Origin of the sequence: Cellulomonas palmilytica, assembly GCF_021590045.1 — a bacterium.
Taxonomy (GTDB): Bacteria; Actinomycetota; Actinomycetes; order Actinomycetales; family Cellulomonadaceae; genus Cellulomonas; species Cellulomonas palmilytica.
Genome location: NZ_CP062221.1, coordinates 1,147,770 through 1,168,302, shown reverse-complemented (window position 1 = coordinate 1,168,302; position 20,533 = coordinate 1,147,770). Strand labels below are relative to the sequence as shown.

Here is a 20,533-nt window from a genome sequence, read left to right as displayed (position 1 = left end):
TGGGTCGTCAGTCGAGGGGCGCGCGCTGCACGACGAGCTGCCCGTCCGGGTCGAGGCTCGCCTCCAGGCGCACGCGCCAGTGCTCGTCGTCGCGGTCCGGGAAGTCGCTGCGCGCGTGCCCGCCGCGGCTCTCCTCACGCGCGAGCGCGGCCGCCGTGAGCACGGACGCGACCTGGTGCACGTTCGTCGTCTCCCACTCCGCGGTCTGCGGCGCGGCGAGCGCGCGGCCGTCGTCGTGCCGCAGGTGCGCGTCGGTCGGCACGGCGGCCAGCCCGGTCGCGGCCATGCGCAGGCAGTCGGCGGAGCGCAGCACGCCCGGACCGTCGGTCGCGAGGCGCTGGACGCGTGCGCGGGACGCGGCCGCGACGAGCGCCTCGGCGCCCTCGCGGACCGTGGGCTCCTGGCGGTCCAGCGCACCCGCGGCGACCTTGTCGGTGATGTGCCGCGCGGCGCGGTGCGCGAACACCAGGCCCTCGAGCAGCGAGTTCGACGCGAGCCGGTTCGCCCCGTGAACGCCCGTGCACGCCGCCTCGCCGACCGCGTACAGCCCGGGCAGGGACGTGCGCCCGACGAGGTCCGTGACGACCCCTCCCGAGTGGTAGTGCTGCGCGGGCGCGACGGGCACCAGGTCGGTCGTCAGGTCGATGCCGTGCTCGAGCAGCCGCTCGTGGATCGTCGGGAAGCGGGCCCGCAGGAAGTCCTCGCCGAGGTGCCGCGCGTCGAGCCACACGTGGTCCGAGCCGGTGTCCGCCATGCGGCGCACGATCGCGTGCGCCACGACGTCTCGCGGCGCGAGCTCGGCCATCGGGTGCACGTCCGGCATGAACCGCACGCCGTCCGTGTCGAGCAGCAGCGCACCCTCGCCGCGCACGGCCTCCGAGACGAGCGTGAGCTGGCCCTTCACGCCCGAGCCGAGCCACAGCACCGTCGGGTGGAACTGCACGAACTCGACGTCGCCGACCACGGCGCCCGCGCGCAACGCCGCGGCGATGCCGTCACCGGTGGCCTGCGGCGGGTTGGTCGAGGAGCGGAACACCTGCCCGATGCCGCCCGTCGCGAGCACCACGGCCTTGCCGAGCGCCGCACCCACGCCGTCGCGCTGGCCCTCGCCGATCACGTGCAGCGTCACGCCGCACGCCGCACCCGGTCGCCCGTCCGGCCCCGGCGGACCCGTCAGCACGTCGAGCACCAACGCGTGCTCGATCACCTCGATGCCCGGGTCGTCGCGCACCGCCTCGATCTGCGCGACGAGCGCGCGGGAGATCTCCGCGCCCGTCGCGTCGCCGCCCGCGTGCGCGATGCGGTCCGCGTGGTGCCCGCCCTCACGCGTCAGCGAGATCTGCCCGTCGGGCGCACGGTCGAACACCGCACCCCGCGCGACGAGCTCGCGCACGCGCGCCGGACCCTCGGTCACCAGCACCTCGACCGCGCGCGGGTCGCACAGGCCCACACCCGCCACGAGCGTGTCCTGCAGGTGCGCGGCCGGCGAGTCCTCCGGGTCGAGAGCCGCGGCGATCCCGCCCTGCGCCCACACCGTCGAGCCCGAGCCCAGCCGGTCCTTCGTGACCAGCAGCACGCGTGGCACCCGGGTGCGCAGCTCGAGCGCTGCCGTGAGGCCCGCGATGCCCGAGCCGACGACGATCGCGTCGACCTCGACCGTCCAGCCCGCCGCGGGCGCGGCCAGCCGCGTCGCGAGGCGGGGCGTCGTCCCCTGCACACTGGGCGCCGACGCGCGCGTGACGTCCGGGGTCGGGTGCGGGGCCACGCCCGCCAGGCTCGTCACCGGCCGGCGCCGTGCGGCACGGAGTCGCCCGCCTGCTCGTCGGACCTGGTCTCGTCGGACCTGGCCGGCTCCGGGACCGCGATCTGGCCGTGCGGACCGTGCGTGTGCGGCTCGCGCACCCCGCAGCCCGCGTGCGTGTGCGCGGCGTCCCGGTCCACCGGGTGCGGGTGGTCGACGAGGTCGCGCCCCTGCGCGAACGGCACCCCGCTCGGCTGCAGGCCCGCCGCCGCCGTCCACTCCTCGGGCACCTGACCCGGGTCGTCGGACAGGTCGACGATCCGGTTGTCCGAGTCGACGAGCACCACGTGCGGCTCGTACGTGCGGGCCTCCGCGTCCGACATCAGGCCGTACGCGATGAGGATCACGACGTCGCCCGGGTGCACCAGGTGCGCCGCGGCGCCGTTGATGCAGATCTGCCCCGAGCCCGCCTCGCCCGCGATCGCGTACGTCGTCAGGCGTGACCCGTTCGTCACGTCGACGATGTCGACCTGCTGGCCCGGCAGCAGGTCCGCCGCCGCGAGCAGGTCCGCGTCCACCGTCACCGACCCGACGTAGTGCAGGTCCGCCTGCGTCACCGTCGCGCGGTGGATCTTGCCCGTCATCATCGTGCGCATCAGCGAGCTCATGCCTCGCCTCCCGTCCGGCCGAGCACCACGACCGTGTTGTCGATGAGCCGCGTGGTCCCGACCCGCGCCGCGAGCGCGAGGACCGCCTCGCCCGCGGCACCGTCCGCCACCGGTGTGAAGTCGTCCGGGTCGACGAGCACCACGTAGTCGACCGCGTCGAGCCCTGCGTCCGTGAGTACGTCGCGCGTCGCCGCGAGCACCTCGCCCGGCGCCGCACCGCCCGCCGCGGCCTGCTCGCCCGCGCGCAGGGCGCGCGACAGCGCCAGGGCCTGCGCACGCTCGTCGGACGACAGGTACGCGTTGCGGCTCGACAGCGCCAGGCCGTCCTCGTCGCGCACGAGCGGCACGCCGACGACCTCGACCGGCACGTCCAGGTCCCGCACCATGCGCCGCACCGCCGCGAGCTGCTGCGCGTCCTTGCGGCCGAACAGCGCCGCGTCCGGGCGCGTGAGGTGCAGCAGCTTGAGCACGACCGTGAGCACCCCGTCGAAGTGGCCCGGCCGCACCGCACCCTCGAGCGTCTCCCCCAGGGCACCCGCGCTCACCCGGACGAGCGGGTCGCCGTCCGGGTAGACCACGTCGGGCGTCGGCGCGAACACCACGTCGCCCGGGCCCAGCAGACCCTCGCCCGTGAGCAGCGCGAGGTCACCCTCCAGGTCCCGCGGGTAGCGCGACAGGTCCTCGCCCGCACCGAACTGCAGCGGGTTGACGAAGATCGTGACGACCACGCGGTCCGCGAGCGTGCGCGCGTGCCGCACGAGCGACAGGTGACCCGCGTGCAGCGCGCCCATCGTCATGACGACCGCGCGCGCGTGCGTCCGGGTGCGCGCGACGGTCGGGGCGGCCAGGGCGGCGTCGAGCTCGGCGCGCGTGCGCGCGAGCGTCGGGCCGACGGCGGTGGTCATGGGTCCTCCTGCGGTCCCCGCGTCACGGGGCGGCGTGTCAGTCGTCGTGCTGGTCGGGGCGCTCGTCGCCCTGGTCCTGCGGCGGGCGCTCTGAGTGCAACGATCCCGCATCGGGTTCGATGCCCGCGACCGCGGGACCGTGTGACGTGCGAGACGCCCCGCGGTCGTCGTCGCCGCCGTCGGGCCCGTCCGACGAGGCCGGCGCGAGCGCGTCGAGCACGCGGGCCGCCGCGTCCTGCGACAGCAGCCCCGCCGAGAGCGCGCGAGCGTCCGCCGCGCGCGCGAGCGCCCGGTACGCGGCCGGGACGTCGGGCGCACCCACCCGCGCCGCGAACGCGTCGAGCACCGCGAGGTGCTCCGCGACCGTGCCCGCGTCGCCCCGGCGCACCGGACCCGTCAGCGCGGTGATCGCCCCGGCTCGCGCGTCCGACGCGCCGCCCAGCGCCGCGAGCTCGCCCGGTGACTCGGCGCGCAGCGCACCGTCGAGGGCCGCCTCGAGCAGCGGCGCGAGCATGCGGCCCGGGTCGGCGACCCCCGCCGCCGCGAGCGCCTGCGCGGCCTGCGCGACGAGCACGACGAGGTGGTTCGCGCCGTGCGCGAGGGCCGCGTGGTACAGCGCGCGGGCGTCCTCGTCGAGCACCGTCGGCTCGCCGCCGATCTCCATGACGAGCGCCTGCCCGATCGGCAGGACCGCCGCGGGTGCGGTCACCGCGAACGGGCAGCCGACCAGGCGGGCCAGGTCGAGCGACGTGCCCGTGAACGTCATCGCGGGGTGCAGCGCGAGCGGGATCGCGCCCGCCGCGCGCGCGGGCGTCAGCACCTGCGCGCCGTACCGCCCCGAGGTGTGCACGACGATCTGCCCGAGCTGCCACGCACCCGTCTCCGCGAGGCCCGCGACCAGGTCGGCCAGCGCGTCGTCGGGCACCGCGAGCAGCACGAGCTCCGCGCGGCGCACCACCTCCGGCACGTCCAGCACGGGCACACCCGGCAGGAGCGCCTCGGCCCGGTCGCGCGACTCCTGCGAGACCGCGCTGACCCCGACGACGGGGTGCCCCGCGGCCCGCAGCGCGTTGCCGAGCACCGCACCCACGCGGCCCGCGCCGACCACGCCGACGCCGAGCCGACCCGGACGCTGGTCGCTCACGCCTGCTCCCGCATCCACTGCTCGGGCCGGGCCGCCGCACGCGCCGTACGCGCCCGCTCCGCCTGCTCGTCGAGCAGCGCCGCGGCCACGCGGCCGTCCAGGTGGCTCACGCGCGGCGAGACCGGGCCGGGCGTCGAGTGCACGACGAAGCTCGCGAGCCCCAGGCGACGCTGCAGCGGCCCCTGCTCGAGCCCGAGCGACTGCGTGCGCTCGTGCGGCACGACCGCGACCTGCCGGAACACGCGCCCCGAGCGCGCGAGCAGCGCGGTGCGCGTCACGCGCACACCGTGCCGGCGCCACGCGACCGGGTCCACCCAGCGGGCCGCGCGCGGCGCCGGGGTGAAGCCGCCGTCGTCGTCGCGGCCCGACATCGCGGCCTCGACGAGCGCACGCGGGTCCTCGACGCCCAGGTCGGGCAGCACCATCCACAGCGCGGTCGCGGCCTCGTCGCGCGTCGCGACCGGGTGCAGCACCGTCGCGCGGCTCGCCTCCTGGCCGACCGAGTAGCCCGCGACGTTGATCTCGACACGCCACCAGTCCGGCCCGCGCCACAGCGGCGGCTGCAGGAGCCGCACGGCCTGCACGCGGCCCGGCGGGACCGTCTGCGCGCGCTGCTCCGTGAGCCCGTGACGCAGCCGGATGCCGTCGGGAGACAGCGCGGCGCGGAAGCTCGCACCCGCGTTGACCCGGCCCCACAGCGCGCCGCCGAACCCCAGGAACGCGGGCAGCAGCACCGCGAGCAGGCTCACGTCACGCGCCACGAGCGCCGCGACCACACCACCGATCACCAGGACGACGAGCCCGACGACCGTGCCCGAGCGCACCGACGCGGCGATCAGCCGCGGCATGGGCAGCGAGTACACCTCCTGCTCGGGGGCCTCCTCGAACGGCAGCGGGAGCGCGTCGGCCGCGGCCGGACCGGGCTGCGCGCCGACGGCGCCCGCGTCCGCGTCCGGGCCGATGGCGGCGTCCGCCGGCGCGGCGGGGAGCGTCACGGCTGCGACGCCCGCGCCCGGCGCCGCGGCCGCCGACGGCCGGCGCAGACCCGCCGCGAGCGCCAGCAGCTCCGAGCGCAGGCGCTGCGCGTCCGGCTCCCGCAGGTACGCGAGCTGCACGGCCGAGCCGGTCCCGCCCGCGACCTCGAGCCGCAGCTCCGCCAGGCCCAGCAGCCGCGCCAGTAGCGGCTGCACCACGTCCACCGCCTGCAGACGGTCCAGGCGCGCCTGCCGCTGCGTACGGAACAGGACGCCCGAGTGCAGGTGCACCGCCTCGTCCGTCACCGCGAACCGCATGTGCCGCCACGCGATCGTCGCGTAGCCCCAGCCGATCAGCGCGACGACCAGCACGATCCCCAGCGCGAGCATCCAGCCGCGCCCGCCCAGCAGGTCCGCGGCCGAGCGCACGTCGTCCGCCGCCTGGTACCCGACGATCGCGACGACCGCCACGAGCGTCTTCCAGCCCTTGAGCGCGGGCGTCACCGGGTGCACGCGACGCCACGCGTCGGCCGGGACGCGGTCGTCCGGCTCCCGGCCCGTACCTGCGCCGAGGCCTGCGCTCGGGCCGGCCGCAGGGCTCACGTCGCTGCCGCCGGCGACCTGCGCCGGCTCGTCGTGCCGCGCGTCGCTCACAGGCCCGCCAGCCGTGCCTCACCGCGCGACGCCAACCGGTCACGCAGACGCGCGGCCTCGGCGGGCGGCAGACCGTCGATCGACGCGGTCGTCGCGGGCGACGCCGTGTGCAGCTGCACCGACGCGATCCCGAACCGGCGCGCGAACGGCCCCGCGCTCACGTCCACGTACTGCATGCGGCCGTACGGCACGACGACGAGCTGGCGGAACATGATGCCGCGCCGCACCAGCAGGTCGTCGGCGCGCTCGGCGTACCCCATCGCCCGCACCTGGCGCGGCACCAGCAGCGCACCCCACAGCCCGAGCGCCGCGAGGACGCCGGTGGGGACCCACAGCCACGACGCCCCCGTGGTGAGCGCCAGCACGACGAGCACCGCGAGCAACGGACCCAGCCACAGCGCGAGCGCCGTCAGACGCGCCGAGGCGAGCCGACGCGACACCGGGGTCCAGGTCACGCCCTCGGGCTCGAACGGCAGGCTCGTGCTCGTCGGGTGCTCGGTCGGTTCCGTGGTCACGTCGTCATCCTCCCATCGTCGTGCGCGCGCCCTTCCCACCCTCGGCGACGTCCGGGCCCGCGTCCGGCCGCGTCCGCCGGTCAGCTCGCGGAGGGGTGGGGCGCCTCGACCTTCTCGTCGTCCTCCGGCGGCGGGACGCGGCAGAACCACTCGACGACCAGCCCGACCGCCGCGAGGACGAGCGCACCGAGCGTCGCAACCCCCGCCGCGACCGCGCGCCCGCCGTTGCCGTGCGTCGCGAGGTCCGTGACCAGCACGATCGTCTGCCCGCCGTACCAGCCGCTCAGCAACGCACCCGTGTAGCAGGACGCCTTCGCGAGCACCGCGGTGCGCGCCGCGCGGATCGGGTCGAGCCCCGGCCGCTTGCCGCGCAGGAACTGCCGCACCGCCCAGCCCATCGAGAACACCACGCCCGCGATGAGCACCTCGACCGCCGCGACCAGCCACGGCACCTGCGGCGGCAGCCCGCCCCGGTCCGCGACGAGCCGCCAGCCCAGCCACGTCAGGGCCGCGACAGCGGCCGCGACGACGACGAGCGTCTGCCAGCGCGTGCGGCGCATCAGGTGCCCGGCCCGGGCCGGCCGTCCTCGTCGACGTCCCACTGCGCCGCGGGCACGGGCGCGGTCAGCCAGTCGAGCGCGAGCCAGCGCACGCCCTCACGGTCCGGCGCGGTCGCCGCGAGCGCCGCGACCGGGCCGCCGCCCAGCCCCGGGAGCACCGCGTCCGGGTCGACCTGCGCCCACGGCTGCAGCACGAACGCCCGCTCGTGCGCACGCGGGTGCGGCAGCTCGAGGTCGTCGGTCACCGCGAGCACCGAGCCATAGACGATCACGTCCACGTCGAGCGTGCGCGGACCCCAGTGCTCGAGCCGCTCGCGCCCGTGCGTCTGCTCGACCGCCTGCACCGCGTGCAGCAGGTCGCGCGGCGAGAGCAGCGTGCGCACGAGCACCACCGCGTTGAGGAAGTCCGGCTGGTCCGCCGGCCCGCCGACCGCCGCGGTACGGGCGAGCGGCGACACGTCGACCACGTCGATGCCCGGCGTCCGGTCGAGGTCCCCGACCGCCTGCCGCAGCGTCTCCTGCGCGTTGCCGAGGTTCGCGCCCAGCGCCAGGACCGCCTCGACCGGCGTGCTCGGCGTCTCGTCCAGCCGGTCCGTCAGGACCTCGCCCTGCACGACCTCGTCGTCACGCACCGCCACGTCACGTCCGGGACCGTCGTCCGGACGCCCGACCGGGACAGGCTCGCGGTACGTGTCGCCGTACGCGGCCTCGTCGCGCTGGGCGGCCTCGTCGAGCTCGGCGAGCGAGAGCGGCGGCATGATCTGGGTCGCGTCGGCCGGGGGGACGGGCGCCTGGGCGGGACCCGGGGCCGCGGTCACCGCGGGCGTCGAGGTGGTCGGCGGGCCCGACGCCACGATCGGGGTCTCGTCGGCCGGGTGCAGCATCGCACCACCGCCGAGCGGACCGCCCACGACGAGGTCGCCCGGCTTGGGCAGCGGGACCAGCGGCGGCGCGACCGCGGCACCGCCGAGCGGACCCGCGAGCGCACCGATCGCGGGCTCGACCGCGGCCGACGCGAGCGGTGCCGTCGGCACGGTGACCGGTGAGCTCGGCGGACCCGTCACGGGTCCTTGCGGAGCGGCCTGGGGGCTCGGGGCGGGCGCTTGCGGGGCAGGCGCTTGCGGGCCGGTCACCGGGAGCGCCGCGGTGTGCGTGAGCGGGCGCGTCGCGGCCTGCGGCGTCGGGCCCGAGGCCGACGACGGCGCGGGTGCCGCCTGCGGGCGGATCTCCCCGCGGTGCGGCTCCGCCGCGGGCAGCTTGCCGCGGTCCCGGCGGATCGCGACGACCACGTCCCCGAACGGCACCGGGATCGGCGCCTGCGGCTTGTGCACCGCGACGTCGACCGCCGCGACCGACCCGTCCGCGAGCACCGTCGCGGCGATGCGCTCCGCGACCGTCTCGATGAGGTCCGCAGGCGGCCCCTCGATCACCGCGACCACCTGCTGCGCGAGCGCGCCGTAGTCGAGCGTGTGCTCCAGGTCGTCCCGCGCCGCGGCCCGCCGCGTGTCCAGGTGGACGACGACGTCGACGACGAACGTCTGCCCCTCGCGGCGCTCGTGCTCGAACACCCCGTGGTAGCCCGTCGCGGTCACCCCGACGAGGCGGATCTGGTCAAGGCGGTGACCCTGACCGTCGGTCACGTCGCTCACGCGTCCTCCTGTCGCTCGTCGTCGTGGTGCTCGTCGTCGTGCTGCTCGTCGTCGTGGTGCTCGTCGTCGTGCTGCTCGTCGCTCGCCACACCCTGCCATGCCGCGGCCACGCGCACGGCGTCAGCGGACGCCGGGACCTCGTGCACCCGCACGCACCACGCCCCCGCGGCCGCGGCCAGCGCGGAGATCGCCGCGGTCGCGTGGTCGCGACGCAGCGGCGGCGCCGGGGTCCCGTCCGGCGCGGCCAGCAGGTGCCCCAGGAACCGCTTGCGACTCGCGCCGACGAGCACCGGGAACCCGTCCGCGACGAGCTCCGGCAGCCGCGACAGCAGCGGCCAGTTGCTCGCCCCCGACTTCGCGAACCCGAGCCCCGGGTCCAGCACCACCTGCTCGTCGCGCACGCCCGCGGCCCGCAGCGCGTCGACCCGCTGCGCGAGCTCGCGCCGGACGTCGGCGACCACGTCGTCGTACCGGTCCAGGTCGTCCATCACGTCCGCGTGCCCGCGCCAGTGCATCGCGACGTACACCGCGCCCGTCGCGGCGACCGCCTCGTACATCGCGTCGTCGGCCAGCCCGCCGGACACGTCGTTCACGACGAGCGCGCCCGCCTCGACCGCCTCGCGCGCGACCTGCGCCCGCGTCGTGTCGACGCTGACCGCCGCGCCGCGACGCACGAGCTCGCGGATCACCGGCAGCACGCGCTCGCGCTCCTCGTCGACGGGCACGCGGCGCGCCCCCGGGCGGGTGGACTCCCCGCCCACGTCGAGCAGGTCCGCGCCCTGCTCGAGCAGCGTGAGCCCGTGCGCGACCGCGGCGGCGGGCGTGAACCAGCGGCCGCCGTCGGAGAACGAGTCCGGCGTCACGTTGACCACGCCCATGACCAGGCAGCGGCCCGCGCGGCGCAGCTCCGCGGGCAGTCCGGCGGGTCCCCTGACAGTCACGCCCCGAGCCTAGGACCCCGACCCCACCCGCCGACCCCGCCATCTCACGCTCACAGCGGACACACCTCCCCGCCCACCGCCACCCCGCCTCCAGCCACCCCACCCATACCCATCCCTCCCGCCACGGCCCCTCTCCCTCCCGACCCGCCGATCCCGCGGTTCCTCCGGCTCCCCGCGCCCAGAGCCGGAGCAACGACGGGATGACGGCCCCGCCCTCCGACGACCCCGCGGTCGTTCCGGCTCCGCGGGTCCGCACCCGGAGCGACGACGGGGTCACGACCCAGCCGCCGACCCCGCGGTTCCTCCGGCTCAGCGGGTCCGGAGCCGGAGGAGCCGCGGGGTCGCGGGTCGACTCGACGACGAGGCCGCGGTTGCTCCGGCTCAGCGGGTCCGGAGCCGGAGGAAGCGCGGGGTCGCGGGTCGACTCGACGACGAGGCCGCGGTTGGTCCGGCTCAGCGGGTCCGGAGCCGGAGGAACCGCGGGGTCGCGGGGGCGATGAGCCGGCGGCGTCGGGGGGTGGGGTGGGGAGGGACGAGTCGTCGGGTGGGGCGTGTCGGCGGTGAGGCCTACCGTGACCAGGGTCCGTATTGGTGCGGTTCGGGGGGTCTCCCCCGGCCGGAGGGAGGAGCGACATGCCGCACGGAGACATCACGCACATCGACATCCCGGTGAGCGACCTCGCCGCCGGGGCGACGTTCTACTCGCAGCTGTTCGGCTGGCAGATCGCGGAGGTACCCGGCTACGAGGGGTACCCGATGTGGCAGGCGCCCAACAAGATCAGCGGCGGCGGCCTCGCACCGCGCGACGAGAGCTTCACGCAGCCGCGCAGCTACGTCGAGGTCGACTCGATCGACGAGGCGCTCGCCAAGGCCGTCGAGCTCGGCGGGACGGTGCTGCAGGGGAAGCAGCCGATCTCGGAGACGAGCTGGTGGGCGTTCTTCCAGGACCCGGACGGCAACGTCATCGGGCTCTACGAAGGCACCACCGAGACCTGAGCGCCCTGGACGCGGCGAGCGAGGACACGCGAGCGAGGACGACGCGAGCCGAGCACGGCGCACGCTGCGCACGGCGACGGCGGGCGGTCACGCCTCTGCGACGGGCACCGGGCCCGACGACGGGCGGCCGGGGCCTCGACCAATCCGGTGTGAGGCGGGACGGACGGCCGTGGCCGTCGGTCCCGCCTCACACCTGCGCGCCTCGTCCCGTCCGCGACACGGCACGGCACGGCACGGCACGGCACGGCACGGCACCAGCGTCACCGCGCTGTGCGGCGCCCGCTTCGCAGCACCGGCTCACCGCTCCGGGAGTCCCGGACGCCGCCGGGCGCGGATCGGTCAGTAGTAGCTCTTGGGGAGCAGGACGAGCTCCTTCTCCCAGGCGAGCCCGGCGAGGATCCGGTGCGGCGGGATCGCGCGGTTGGGCAGGTTGTCGGGATCGACGAACGTGGTGCAGATCTTCGCCGTGACGCCACCCGTGAGGGTCGGCGGGACCTCGATGTCGAAGTTGCTCTCCTCCTCGTTCAGGAGGAAGCCGAGGCCGTCCTCGCGGCGGTCGCCGGTGCGCCGCTCGCGCAGCGCGGCGCAGCGGTCCGCGACCTGGCGCAGCCACTCACCGTCACGGCTGCGCGCGGGGTCGGTCGTGTAGAGCAGGACGGCCGGCGCCCACGTCGACTCCTTCGGGTCGAACAGCGCGCTGTTCGCCTGCACGACGGCGGCGAAGACGAGCGGCGCGTTCGCCATCTCGTGCTCCCACTTCTTGACCGCCTTGCGCAGGAAGCCGAACGGCTTGCCCTTGATCGTCGTGAGCTCGTCGGTGAGCGGGCGCGGCGTGGCGACCAGCTTCTCCCAGGTTCCCGTAGTCAGCATGCGCAAGAGGTATCAGCGCTGCTCAGAGCGCTGCAAAGTTTGTCCAGATGTGAACCGCTTCGATGCGATTCGCGTCATCACTTCGAGCGATTACCCGCCGGTACCGGTTCCGGCGCATGCGGACGTGCCCCAGGATGGACGGCTCGTCCGGGCACGACGAAGCCTCGGGCGGTCGGCATCGCGACCTTGCCCGCGAGTTCAGGGGTCAGCGGGTCAGACGAGCAGGCCGATGGCCAGCGTGCCGACCAACGCCACCGCGGCGACGATCGAGACCGCCATCAGCATGGCTCGGGAGCGCATGAACCTCATCGCATGAACCTCATCGCACGGACCTCGTCGTCTGCCTCACGCCGACTCCTGCTCGTCCTCCGCGCGCAGGCGCGGCTCGGTGCGCCGCCCGGGCCGGAACCCGGACTTGTCGGCGTAGAACGCGCGGACGACGTCCATGTCGGCACGCACGTCGCCCGTGAGCCGGATGGTCGGCCCCAGACCGGTGGTCCGGGTGCGGCGGTCGACGTACCCGAGCGTCACCGGCCAGTCGGCGTCGCGGGCGATGCGGTAGAAGCCCGACTTCCAGCCGGACCCCCGACGGGTGCCCTCGGGGGTCACGACGAGGTAGAACCGCTCGCCGGCGCGCACACGTGCGAGCAGCTCGTCGACGAGGCCCGCCGGGTCGCGCCGGTCGACGGGGATCCCGCCGAGCCCACGCATGACCGGCCCGGCGATCCCGCGGAACAGCGTGTGCTTGCCGAGCCAGCGGAAGGTGAGCCCCTGCTCCCACGCGATCGCGAGCATGAGCACGAAGTCCCAGTTCGAGGTGTGCGGGGCACCGATGAGGATGCCCGCACCGTCGCGCGGGAGGCGCTCGGTGGACAGCCGCCACCGGCTGAGCGACCAGTAGAGCCGCGCGAGGGCGCGCCGGGCACGCATCAGCGCGCGTGGATGAGGCTCATCGCCTCGGCTCGCGTGGCGGCGTCGCGCATCTGCCCGCGCACGGCGGACGTGACGGTCCGCGAGCCGGGCTTGCGCACGCCGCGCATCGACATGCACAGGTGCTCGCACTCGATGACGACGATCACGCCGCGCGGCTTGAGCTGCTCCACGAGCGCGTCGGCGACCTGCGACGTGAGGCGCTCCTGCACCTGCGGTCGCCGGGCGTACACGTCGACGAGGCGCGCGAGCTTCGACAGGCCGGTGATGCGCCCGTCCTCGCCGGGGATGTAGCCGACGTGCGCGACGCCGTGGAACGGCACGAGGTGGTGCTCGCAGGTGGAGTACACCTCGATGTCCTTGACCAGCACCATCTCCTCGTGGCCGAGGTCGAAGGTCGTGGTCAGTACGTCCTCGGGAGCCATGCGCAGCCCGGCGAAGATCTCGCGGTACGCCCGCGCGACGCGCGCGGGGGTCTCACGCAGGCCCTCACGGTCGGGGTCCTCGCCGACCGCGAGCAGCAGCTCGCGGATGGCGGCCTCGGCGCGGTCCTGGTCGTACTCGCCCACGGGCTGCTCGGGCGCGGTGATCGGGTCGACCATCAGGACAGCTCGGGCGTCTGCGACGGCGGGACCTCGATGGTCTCGGTCGGCGGGCGCTCGGGGTTGGCTGCGGCGGCCTCGTCCTCGGGGACGACGGCGTGGCCGTTCTGCGAGGCGACCTCGGCGGGCGTCTGCACGGGCGGGCGGTCCGAGACGGCGCGCTGGTCGCTGGACAGCCACACCTGACGCGGTGCGCGCTTCTCGACCGGCTTGAAGATCTCCGCGAGCTGGTGCGCGTTGAGCGTCTCCTTCTCGAGCAGCTCGAGCACGAGCGCGTCGAGCACGTCGCGGTACTGGACGAGGATCTCCCACGCCTCGTCGTGCGCGTGCTCGATGAGTGCCCGCACCTCGGCGTCGATCCGGCCGGCGACCTCCTCGGAGTAGTCGCGCTGGTGGCCCATGTCGCGGCCGAGGAAGACCTCGCCGGAGTCCTGGCCGAGGCGGATCGCACCGAGCGAGCTCGACATGCCGAACTGCGTGACCATGCGGCGTGCGGTCGCGGTGGCCTTCTCGATGTCGTTGCCCGCGCCCGTGGTGGGGTCGTGGAACACGAGCTCCTCGGCGACGCGGCCGCCCATCGCGTACGCGAGCTGGTCGAGCAGCTCGTTGCGCGTGACGGAGTACTTGTCCTCCACGGGCATGACCATCGTGTACCCGAGGGCGCGGCCGCGCGGCAGGATCGTCACCTTCGTGACCGGGTCGGTGTAGCGCAGCGCCGCGGCGACGAGCGCGTGACCGCCCTCGTGGTACGCGGTGAGCTTCTGCTCCTTGACGTTCATGACGCGCGTGCGCTTCTGCGGGCCGGCGACGACACGGTCGATCGCCTCGTCGAGCGCGTGGTCGTCGATGATCTGCGCGTTCTTGCGTGCGGTGAGCAGCGCGGCCTCGTTGAGCACGTTCGCCAGGTCGGCACCCGTGAACCCGGGGGTCCGGCGCGCCACCGCCGTGAGGTCCACCGCGGGCGCCATCGGCTTGCCCTGCGCGTGCACCTGAAGGATCCGCTCGCGGCCCTTGAGGTCCGGCGGCTCGACCGCGACCTGGCGGTCGAAGCGCCCGGGGCGCAGCAGGGCCGGGTCGAGGATGTCGGGCCGGTTCGTCGCGGCGATGAGGATGACGTTCGTCTTGACGTCGAAGCCGTCCATCTCGACGAGCATCTGGTTGAGCGTCTGCTCACGCTCGTCGTGCCCGCCGCCGAGGCCCGCGCCGCGGTGGCGGCCGACCGCGTCGATCTCGTCGACGAAGATGATCGCCGGCGAGTTCTCCTTGGCCTGCTGGAACAGGTCGCGCACGCGGCTCGCGCCGACGCCGACGAACATCTCGACGAAGTCCGAGCCGGAGATCGAGTAGAACGGCACGCCGGCCTCGCCCGCGACGGCGCGAGCGAGCAGCGTCTTGCCCGTCCCGGGCGGGCCGTACAGCAGCACGCCCTTGGGGATCTTGGCGCCCACGGCCTGGAACTTCGCGGGCTCGGAGAGGAACTCCTTGATCTCCGTGAGCTCCTCGACGGCCTCGTCGACGCCCGCGACGTCCGCGAACGTGACCTGCGGCGACTCCTTGGAGACGAGCTTGGCGCGCGACTTGCCGAAGCTCATGACGCGCGAGCCGCCGCCCTGCATGTTCGCCATGAGGAACCAGAAGATCGCCAGGATGATGATGAACGGCAGCACCAGCGACAGCAGGCTGCTCCACCACGACGTCTGCGGGTTCTCGGACGTGAAGCCCTTGTCCAGGTCGGCGGCCTGCACGGCCTCGACGACGGTCTCGCCCTGCGGCGCGACGTACTGGAACTGCACGAGCTTGCCGAAGTCGTCGTCGCCCTCGACGAAGTTCTTCTTCAGCGTCAGCTGCACGCGCTGCACGCCGTCGGTGATCTTGGCCGACTCGACCGTGTCACCGCGCAGCAGCTCGAGGCCGTCGGAGGTGTCGATGGACTTGACGCTGGGCTGGGCCAGCGTGCTCACGCCGATCCAGAGCAGCACGACGGCCAGCACGATCCACAGCAAGGGACCACGGGCGAGGCGCTTGACGTTCATAGGCGTTCGGGGCCGAGCCCCACATCCTCCTGCTCGAGCGGGCTTGTCGGTCGAACGTACACGGTGATCCTGACGTTCCCGGCCGGTGTTCGCGCAGGGCACACCCCACCGGTCACCGCCCGAGCCGCCGCGACGAGGCCGGGCCGCCCGGCCGGGGCGCCGCGGTCAGGAGTTGTAGACGTGCGGGGCGAGCGTGCCGACGAACGGCAGGTTGCGGTACTTCTCGGCGTAGTCGAGCCCGTACCCGACGACGAACTCCGACGGGATGTCGAAGCCCACGTAGCGCACGTCGACCTCGACCTTCGCGGCGTCGGGCTTGCGCAGCATCGTCGCGATCTCGACGCTCGCCGGGCCGCGGCTGCGCAGGTTCGACACGAGCCACGACAGCGTCAGGCCGGAGTCGATGATGTCCTCGACGATCAGCACGTGCTTGCCCGTGAGGTCGGTGTCGAGGTCCTTGAGGATCCGTACGACGCCCGAGGACTTGGTGCCCGAGCCGTACGACGAGACCGCCATCCAGTCCATCGCGATCGGCGTGTGCAGCCGGCGCGCGAGGTCGGCCATGACCATGACGGCGCCCTTGAGGACGCCGACGAGCAGCAGGTCCTTGTCCGCGTAGTCCGCGTCGACCTGGGCCGCGATCTCGTCGAGGCGGCTGTGCAGCTGCTCCTGCGTGAGCAGGACCTTCTCCAGGTCGTCTCCCATGTCCGCAGGGTCCACAGCTGCTCCTGTTCAGGTGCTCTCGGCCTCGCCCGGGCGGTTCGTCCCGGGTCGCGCCACGCGGGTGGCGCCTGTGACCACAAGCCTGCCACAGCGGCGGACCGCGACCACCCGCCCGGGCAGCGTGAGGGGCCCCTGGCCGTGCCAGTCGGTGAGCAGCGCGTCGAGCTCGAGCACGTGCACGCGGTGCACCGAGCCGGCCGGGGCACCGGCGGCGACGAGCGCGGCGCGCAGGGCCCGGCGGCGCACGGCTGGGGCGGCGTCGACGAGCGTCGCGACGTCCAGCACGACGACGTCCGTGGCGTCGCCCCCGGGGCCCGCATCGTCGTCGCCCCGGGCGTCGTCGCCTTCGGCGGGGTCCCGACGAGCAGCGTCCCGACGCGCGTGCTCGCGCGCGTCGTGCAGCAGGGCGGCCGCCTGCTCGTCGAGCGCCGACCCGTCCTCGCGCAGGTGCGACGCGGTGCGCGCGAGGGCCGTCGCGACGCCGGGCCCGAGCTCGCGCTCGAGCACGGGCAGCACGTGCGCGCGCACGCGGCTGCGCAGCGGGTCGCCGGGCTGGCCCGCGTTGGTCGGGTCGTGCCACGGGTCGAGGCCCAGGACCTCGCAGATGCCGAGCGTGTCCGTCCGGCGCAGGTCGAGGAACGGGCGGCGCAGCCGTCCGCGCACGGCGGGCATGCCCGCGAGGGACCGGGCGCCGGACCCGCGCGCGAGGCCGAGCAGCACGGTCTCGGCCTGGTCGTCGAGCGTGTGCCCGAGCAGCACCGCGGCGGCGCCCGTCTCGTCGGCGGCGCGGTCGAGGGCCGCGTACCGCGCGGCACGCGCGGCGGCCTCGGGACCGCCGGGTCCCTCGACGGCCACGCGCACGACGAGCACGGGGTCGAGCCCGAGCGCGCGGCACTGCTGCGCGGCGCGTACGGCGACGTCGGCCGAGCCCGGTACCAGACCGTGGTCGACGACGACCGCTCCGGCCCGCCGCCGCACGTCGTCGGACGACGCCCGCTGCACACCGCGACCCGAGCCCGCCGGCCCTCCCGACCCCCCGACGCCGGCCGCACCCCCTGCCGACCTCGCCGAGCGCGGCACGGCGAATGCCGCGGCCGCCGCGAGCGCGAGCGAGTCGGGCCCGCCCGAGCATGCGACGAGCACGAGCGCGTCGTCGGGCAGGTCGGCGACGGCGGCGGCGACCGCACGCCGGGCCGCCGCGACGCGCGGGTCGGGCCCGACCACGGTCAGCGTCCGCCCGGGAGGGCGTGGGTGCGGCCACGAGCGCACCGCCGGGCGCACCGTCGGGCGCACCGCCGGTCGCACGCAGCAGCGACGGGCGCGCGCATCAGCCGTGCACGCGGCGCACCCAGGCGCCGGGGTCGGCGATCTCGGCGGCGGTGGGCAGGTGCGCGCGGTCGGCGAACACCGCGTTGAACCCGTTCACGCCCACGCGCGAGCGCACGGCCCGCACGAACACCGCGCCGTCGCGGTACTGCGCGAGCTTCGCGTCCATCCCGAGCAGCCGGCGCAGCACGGACTCGAGCCCGCGCACGCGGGACTGCGCGTCGCGGCGCGCCTCGAACTTGCGCCGGATGTCGCGCACCGACGGAACGACGGTGCGCCCGACGGCGTCCATCGCGACGTCGGCGTGCCCCTCGAGCAGCGACATGACGGCGCCGACCTCGTCGACGACCTGCCGCTGCTCGGGCGTCAGGACGTCGAGGATGCTGGCCTCGTCGTCGGTCAGGACGCGGCCGAGCGCCGAGACCAGGCGGCTGAGCGTCTCCTCGGCACGGCCGTCGCCCCGCCCCGCGACGTCGCCGAGCAGCGCGGCGGACCGCTCCCGCAGGTGGTCGGCGAGCCACGGCGCGGCGGCGAACTGCAACGCGTGGGTCTGCTCGTGCAGCGCGACCCACAGCCGGAAGTCGGCGGGGTCGACGCGCAGCGTGCGCTCGAGGTGCAGCACGTTGGGCGCGACGAGCAGCAGGCGCCCCTCGCCGCGTGCGCCGGCCGGGGCGCCCGCGGGGGGCGTGTACGGGTCGAACTGCCCGAGCACCTTGCCCGACAGGACGCCGAGCACGGCGCCGACCTGCGCGGCCCCGGCGAGCCGGCTCGCGGCGGACGAGCCGCGCGGCGGGGACCCGTCGGGTCGGGGCTGCGCGAGCGCGTCGACGAGCGGCGTGGCCATGACCTCGAACACCCGCACGTTCGCGCGCGCCCAGCCCGGCCTGTCGACGACGAGCACGCGCGAGACGTCGGCGGCGGCGCGACCGTCGGCGGCCTCGAGCCGCGTGACGCGCGCGGCGTGCTCGGCGGCGGGCCCGGCCGCCGCGCGCAGGCCCGCGACGAGGTCCTCGAGCTCGGCGCGCGGCGCGCTCGGCCCGGGGCGCACGGCGCGTGCGGCGAGGCGTGCGGCGGCGTCCCAGTCGACGGGACCGGGGGCGCTCGTCGTCGTGCGCGTGGCGCTCATGCGGCTCACCGTAACCCGCGCGGAACCCCCGCGACCTGCGCGGTCAGCCCCGGCAGCCGCAGGCGTGCAGCTCGGTGACGAACTCGTCGATCGCCTGGCGCGGGCCCCACGGGCCGGTCTCCTTGGCGTGCTTGACGAGCACGACGAACGTGAGCTGCCGGCCCTGGGAGTCGAGCACGCTGCCCGCGAGGCCCTTGACCCCGGACAGGCTGCCGGTCTTGGCGCGCACGAGCCCGCGCGCGTCGGACGTGAGGTAGCGGTCGGACAGCGTGCCCGTGAGCCCGCCGATCGGCATGCCCGCGGCGATGGAGCGCAGCTCGGGGTGCGCGGGGTCGGACACGAGCTGGACCAGGTCCAGGAGCGTGGTCGGCGTCAGGAGGGAGCCCTCGGCGAGCCCGGACGCGTCGGCCAGGGTCGCGCCCGTGGTGTCGGCGCCGAGCCGCGTGACGGCGCGCAGCACGGCCTGCGTGCCGCCGTCGAAGCTCGCGGGCAGGCCCTGGTCGAGCGCGACGGCACGCGAGACGACCTCGGTGATGGTGTTGTCCGACGACTCGAGGAAGTAGTGCACGACGTCCTGCAGCGGCGCCGAGCTGACGCTCGCGAGAACGGTCGCGCCGGACGGCGCCTGCCCCCGCGTCGCGTGCCCGGTCACCTTCACGCCCGCCTCGGTCAGCCGGGTCGCGAAGACCTCCGCGGCGGCCATCGACGGGTCCGGCGAGCGCGGCGGGTACTCCACGCCCTCCTTCGTCGCCGCGATCTTCACCGCGAGCGGCGTCACGGGCGCGGCGTAACCGAGGTTCAGGTCGCCCTCGTCCCAGCCGGGGCTCGTGCGCGGACCGGTGAAGAGCGTGTCGTCGACGCGCAGCGTGACCTCGGTCAGCCCGACGAGCTTGAGCTGCTTGGCCGCGGCTCGCGCGAGGTCGCCCAGGCCCGCTCGCCCGTTGACGACGGTCGCGTCGCCCTCGTCGGCCGCGAGCATCATGTCGCCGCCGCCGACGAGCACGACCTGGTTCCCCGGGCCGCGCACGACGCTCGTCGTGAACGTGCTGGCCGGGTCGAGCGTGCCGAGCGCCGCGACGGCCGTGACGAGCTTCGCGGTGGACGCGGGCTCGCGCGGCACGTCGGCGGCGTGCTGCGCGACGACCTCGCCCGTGAGCTGGTCCGCGACGACCACGCCGACCGCGCCGCCCTCGCCCAGCCGCTCGTCGGCGACCAGGTCCTCGACGAGAGCGTCGACCGGCGCGGAGGCCGGCACGGGCGCGTCGTCGGGCACGGGTCCCAGCGCGGGGACCACGTCGGGCGGCTCGACCGCGGCGGGCGCCGTCGGGAACGGCGCGGGGTCCGGCGGGACCGGGTCGAGCGTCACGAACCCGGGCGCGAGGTCGTACGCGTCGGCCGCCACGTAGCCACCGACGCCGAGCACCAGGACGAGCATCGTCGTGCCGACGACTCGCGCGCCTGTGGCCATCGTCACGCTCCGCTCGGGGGCCTCGGGGAAGTCCGATGGGACGGTCGGCCCACCGGTGCGTCAGACTATGACGGAACAGTCGGTGCGCCTGTACCTCCGGCGCGCCGGGTCACCGAACCACGCCGCGAGCGCGCACCCCCTCCCACCGGTGGGCCGTGCGCCGGCGAGCCGACAGGAGTGCTGTGGAGTTCGACGTCACGATCGAGATCCCGAAGGGTCAGCGGAACAAGTACGAGGTGGATCACGCGACGGGGCGGATCCGGCTCGACCGCATGCTCTTCACCTCGACCCGCTACCCGGACGACTACGGGTTCATCGAGGGCACGCTGGGCGAGGACGGCGACCCGCTGGACGCGCTCGTCCTGCTGGAGGAGCCCACCTTCCCGGGCTGCCTCATCCGCTGCCGCGCGCTCGGCATGTTCCGCATGCGCGACGAGGCCGGCGGCGACGACAAGGTCCTGTGCGTGCCGACGGGCGACCAGCGCGCCGCGTGGCGTCAGGACATCGACGACGTCTCCGACTTCCACCGCCTCGAGATCCAGCACTTCTTCGAGGTCTACAAGGACCTCGAGCCCGGCAAGTCCGTCGAGGGCGCGCACTGGGTGGGCCGCGCGGAGGCCGAGGCGGAGATCCAGCGCTCGCGCCAGCGCGCGATCGACTCCGGCTACGACCAGCACTGAGCCTCACCCGGGCTCCCAGCCCGGGTAC

General features: G+C 75.3%; 18 protein-coding genes and 1 pseudogene. 2 read left to right on the top strand and 17 right to left on the bottom strand.

Annotated features, from left to right (window positions below; translation table 11 throughout):
* Positions 1-7: 7 nt before the first annotated feature.
* The 9 genes and pseudogenes from F1D97_RS05485 to folP form a co-directional block, all read right to left on the bottom strand.
* The gene (locus tag F1D97_RS05485) at positions 8-1,717 is read right to left on the bottom strand and encodes an L-aspartate oxidase (protein WP_236123499.1); all 1,710 of its coding nucleotides are present in this window, start codon (positions 1,715-1,717) and stop codon (positions 8-10) included.
* A gap of 236 nt (positions 1,718-1,953) precedes the next feature.
* Positions 1,954-2,409 (bottom strand): annotated as a pseudogene (gene panD / locus F1D97_RS05480) (aspartate 1-decarboxylase); the annotation flags it as partial.
* Positions 2,406-3,314 carry a pantoate--beta-alanine ligase gene (panC, locus tag F1D97_RS05475; RefSeq protein WP_236122832.1) on the bottom strand — a complete coding sequence of 303 codons (909 nt, stop codon included), beginning with the start codon at positions 3,312-3,314 and terminating at the stop codon, positions 2,406-2,408. The gene panC and the pseudogene panD, both read right to left, overlap by 4 nt.
* 37 nt (positions 3,315-3,351) lie before the next feature.
* Positions 3,352-4,458 carry a Rossmann-like and DUF2520 domain-containing protein gene (locus F1D97_RS05470; protein WP_236122829.1) on the bottom strand — a complete coding sequence of 369 codons (1,107 nt, stop codon included), beginning with the start codon at positions 4,456-4,458 and terminating at the stop codon, positions 3,352-3,354.
* Positions 4,455-6,086, bottom strand: coding sequence for a PH domain-containing protein (locus F1D97_RS05465; RefSeq protein ID WP_236122826.1), 1,632 nt, complete (start codon positions 6,084-6,086; stop codon positions 4,455-4,457). Before F1D97_RS05465 ends, F1D97_RS05470 begins: the two co-directional genes overlap by 4 nt.
* On the bottom strand, positions 6,083-6,601 hold the full coding sequence (locus F1D97_RS05460; RefSeq protein WP_236122824.1) for a PH domain-containing protein: 519 nt from the start codon (positions 6,599-6,601) through the stop codon (positions 6,083-6,085). Before F1D97_RS05460 ends, F1D97_RS05465 begins: the two co-directional genes overlap by 4 nt.
* Before the next feature lie 80 nt (positions 6,602-6,681).
* Positions 6,682-7,161 (bottom strand): DUF3180 domain-containing protein, encoded by a 480-nt coding sequence (locus tag F1D97_RS05455; RefSeq protein WP_236122820.1) that lies wholly within the window; start codon positions 7,159-7,161, stop codon positions 6,682-6,684.
* Positions 7,161-8,810: a 2-amino-4-hydroxy-6-hydroxymethyldihydropteridine diphosphokinase gene (gene folK / locus F1D97_RS05450; RefSeq protein WP_236122819.1), complete on the bottom strand. Its 1,650-nt coding sequence runs from the start codon at positions 8,808-8,810 to the stop codon at positions 7,161-7,163. Before folK ends, F1D97_RS05455 begins: the two co-directional genes overlap by 1 nt.
* Positions 8,807-9,688 (bottom strand): dihydropteroate synthase, encoded by an 882-nt coding sequence (folP, locus tag F1D97_RS05445; RefSeq protein WP_236123498.1) that lies wholly within the window; start codon positions 9,686-9,688, stop codon positions 8,807-8,809. Before folP ends, folK begins: the two co-directional genes overlap by 4 nt.
* Positions 9,689-10,384: 696 nt before the next feature.
* Between folP and F1D97_RS05440 the strand changes: the two genes are divergently transcribed.
* The gene (locus F1D97_RS05440) at positions 10,385-10,747 is read left to right on the top strand and encodes a VOC family protein (RefSeq protein WP_236122818.1); all 363 of its coding nucleotides are present in this window, start codon (positions 10,385-10,387) and stop codon (positions 10,745-10,747) included.
* Between the two features lie 339 nt (positions 10,748-11,086).
* On the opposite strand, the gene F1D97_RS05435 is transcribed toward F1D97_RS05440, so the two are convergent.
* The 8 genes from F1D97_RS05435 to dacB all read right to left on the bottom strand — a co-directional run bounded on the left by F1D97_RS05435 (position 11,087) and on the right by dacB (position 19,825).
* The gene (locus F1D97_RS05435; protein WP_236122817.1) at positions 11,087-11,617 is read right to left on the bottom strand and encodes a hypothetical protein; all 531 of its coding nucleotides are present in this window, start codon (positions 11,615-11,617) and stop codon (positions 11,087-11,089) included.
* Between the two features lie 345 nt (positions 11,618-11,962).
* A complete protein-coding gene (locus F1D97_RS05430; RefSeq protein WP_236122814.1) occupies positions 11,963-12,547 on the bottom strand; it encodes a 1-acyl-sn-glycerol-3-phosphate acyltransferase in 585 nt (194 codons plus the stop codon).
* Complete coding sequence (gene folE, locus F1D97_RS05425; RefSeq protein WP_236122806.1) at positions 12,547-13,149, bottom strand: GTP cyclohydrolase I FolE; 603 nt, start codon at positions 13,147-13,149, stop codon at positions 12,547-12,549. Before folE ends, F1D97_RS05430 begins: the two co-directional genes overlap by 1 nt.
* Complete coding sequence (gene ftsH / locus F1D97_RS05420; protein ID WP_236122804.1) at positions 13,149-15,182, bottom strand: ATP-dependent zinc metalloprotease FtsH; 2,034 nt, start codon at positions 15,180-15,182, stop codon at positions 13,149-13,151. Before ftsH ends, folE begins: the two co-directional genes overlap by 1 nt.
* 165 nt (positions 15,183-15,347) lie before the next feature.
* Positions 15,348-15,902, bottom strand: coding sequence for a hypoxanthine phosphoribosyltransferase (gene hpt / locus F1D97_RS05415; RefSeq protein ID WP_236122796.1), 555 nt, complete (start codon positions 15,900-15,902; stop codon positions 15,348-15,350).
* Positions 15,903-15,914: 12 nt separating this feature from the next.
* Positions 15,915-17,129, bottom strand: a complete 1,215-nt coding sequence (gene tilS / locus F1D97_RS05410) for a tRNA lysidine(34) synthetase TilS (RefSeq protein ID WP_236122784.1) — start codon at positions 17,127-17,129, stop codon at positions 15,915-15,917.
* A gap of 103 nt (positions 17,130-17,232) precedes the next feature.
* Positions 17,233-18,357, bottom strand: a complete 1,125-nt coding sequence (locus F1D97_RS05405; RefSeq protein WP_236122779.1) for a zinc-dependent metalloprotease — start codon at positions 18,355-18,357, stop codon at positions 17,233-17,235.
* Between the two features lie 43 nt (positions 18,358-18,400).
* The gene (dacB, locus tag F1D97_RS05400) at positions 18,401-19,825 is read right to left on the bottom strand and encodes a D-alanyl-D-alanine carboxypeptidase/D-alanyl-D-alanine endopeptidase (protein WP_236122774.1); all 1,425 of its coding nucleotides are present in this window, start codon (positions 19,823-19,825) and stop codon (positions 18,401-18,403) included.
* Between the two features lie 182 nt (positions 19,826-20,007).
* On the opposite strand from dacB, the gene F1D97_RS05395 reads away from it, so the two are divergent.
* Complete coding sequence (locus tag F1D97_RS05395) at positions 20,008-20,505, top strand: inorganic diphosphatase (protein ID WP_094181767.1); 498 nt, start codon at positions 20,008-20,010, stop codon at positions 20,503-20,505.
* Positions 20,506-20,533: the final 28 nt, after the last annotated feature.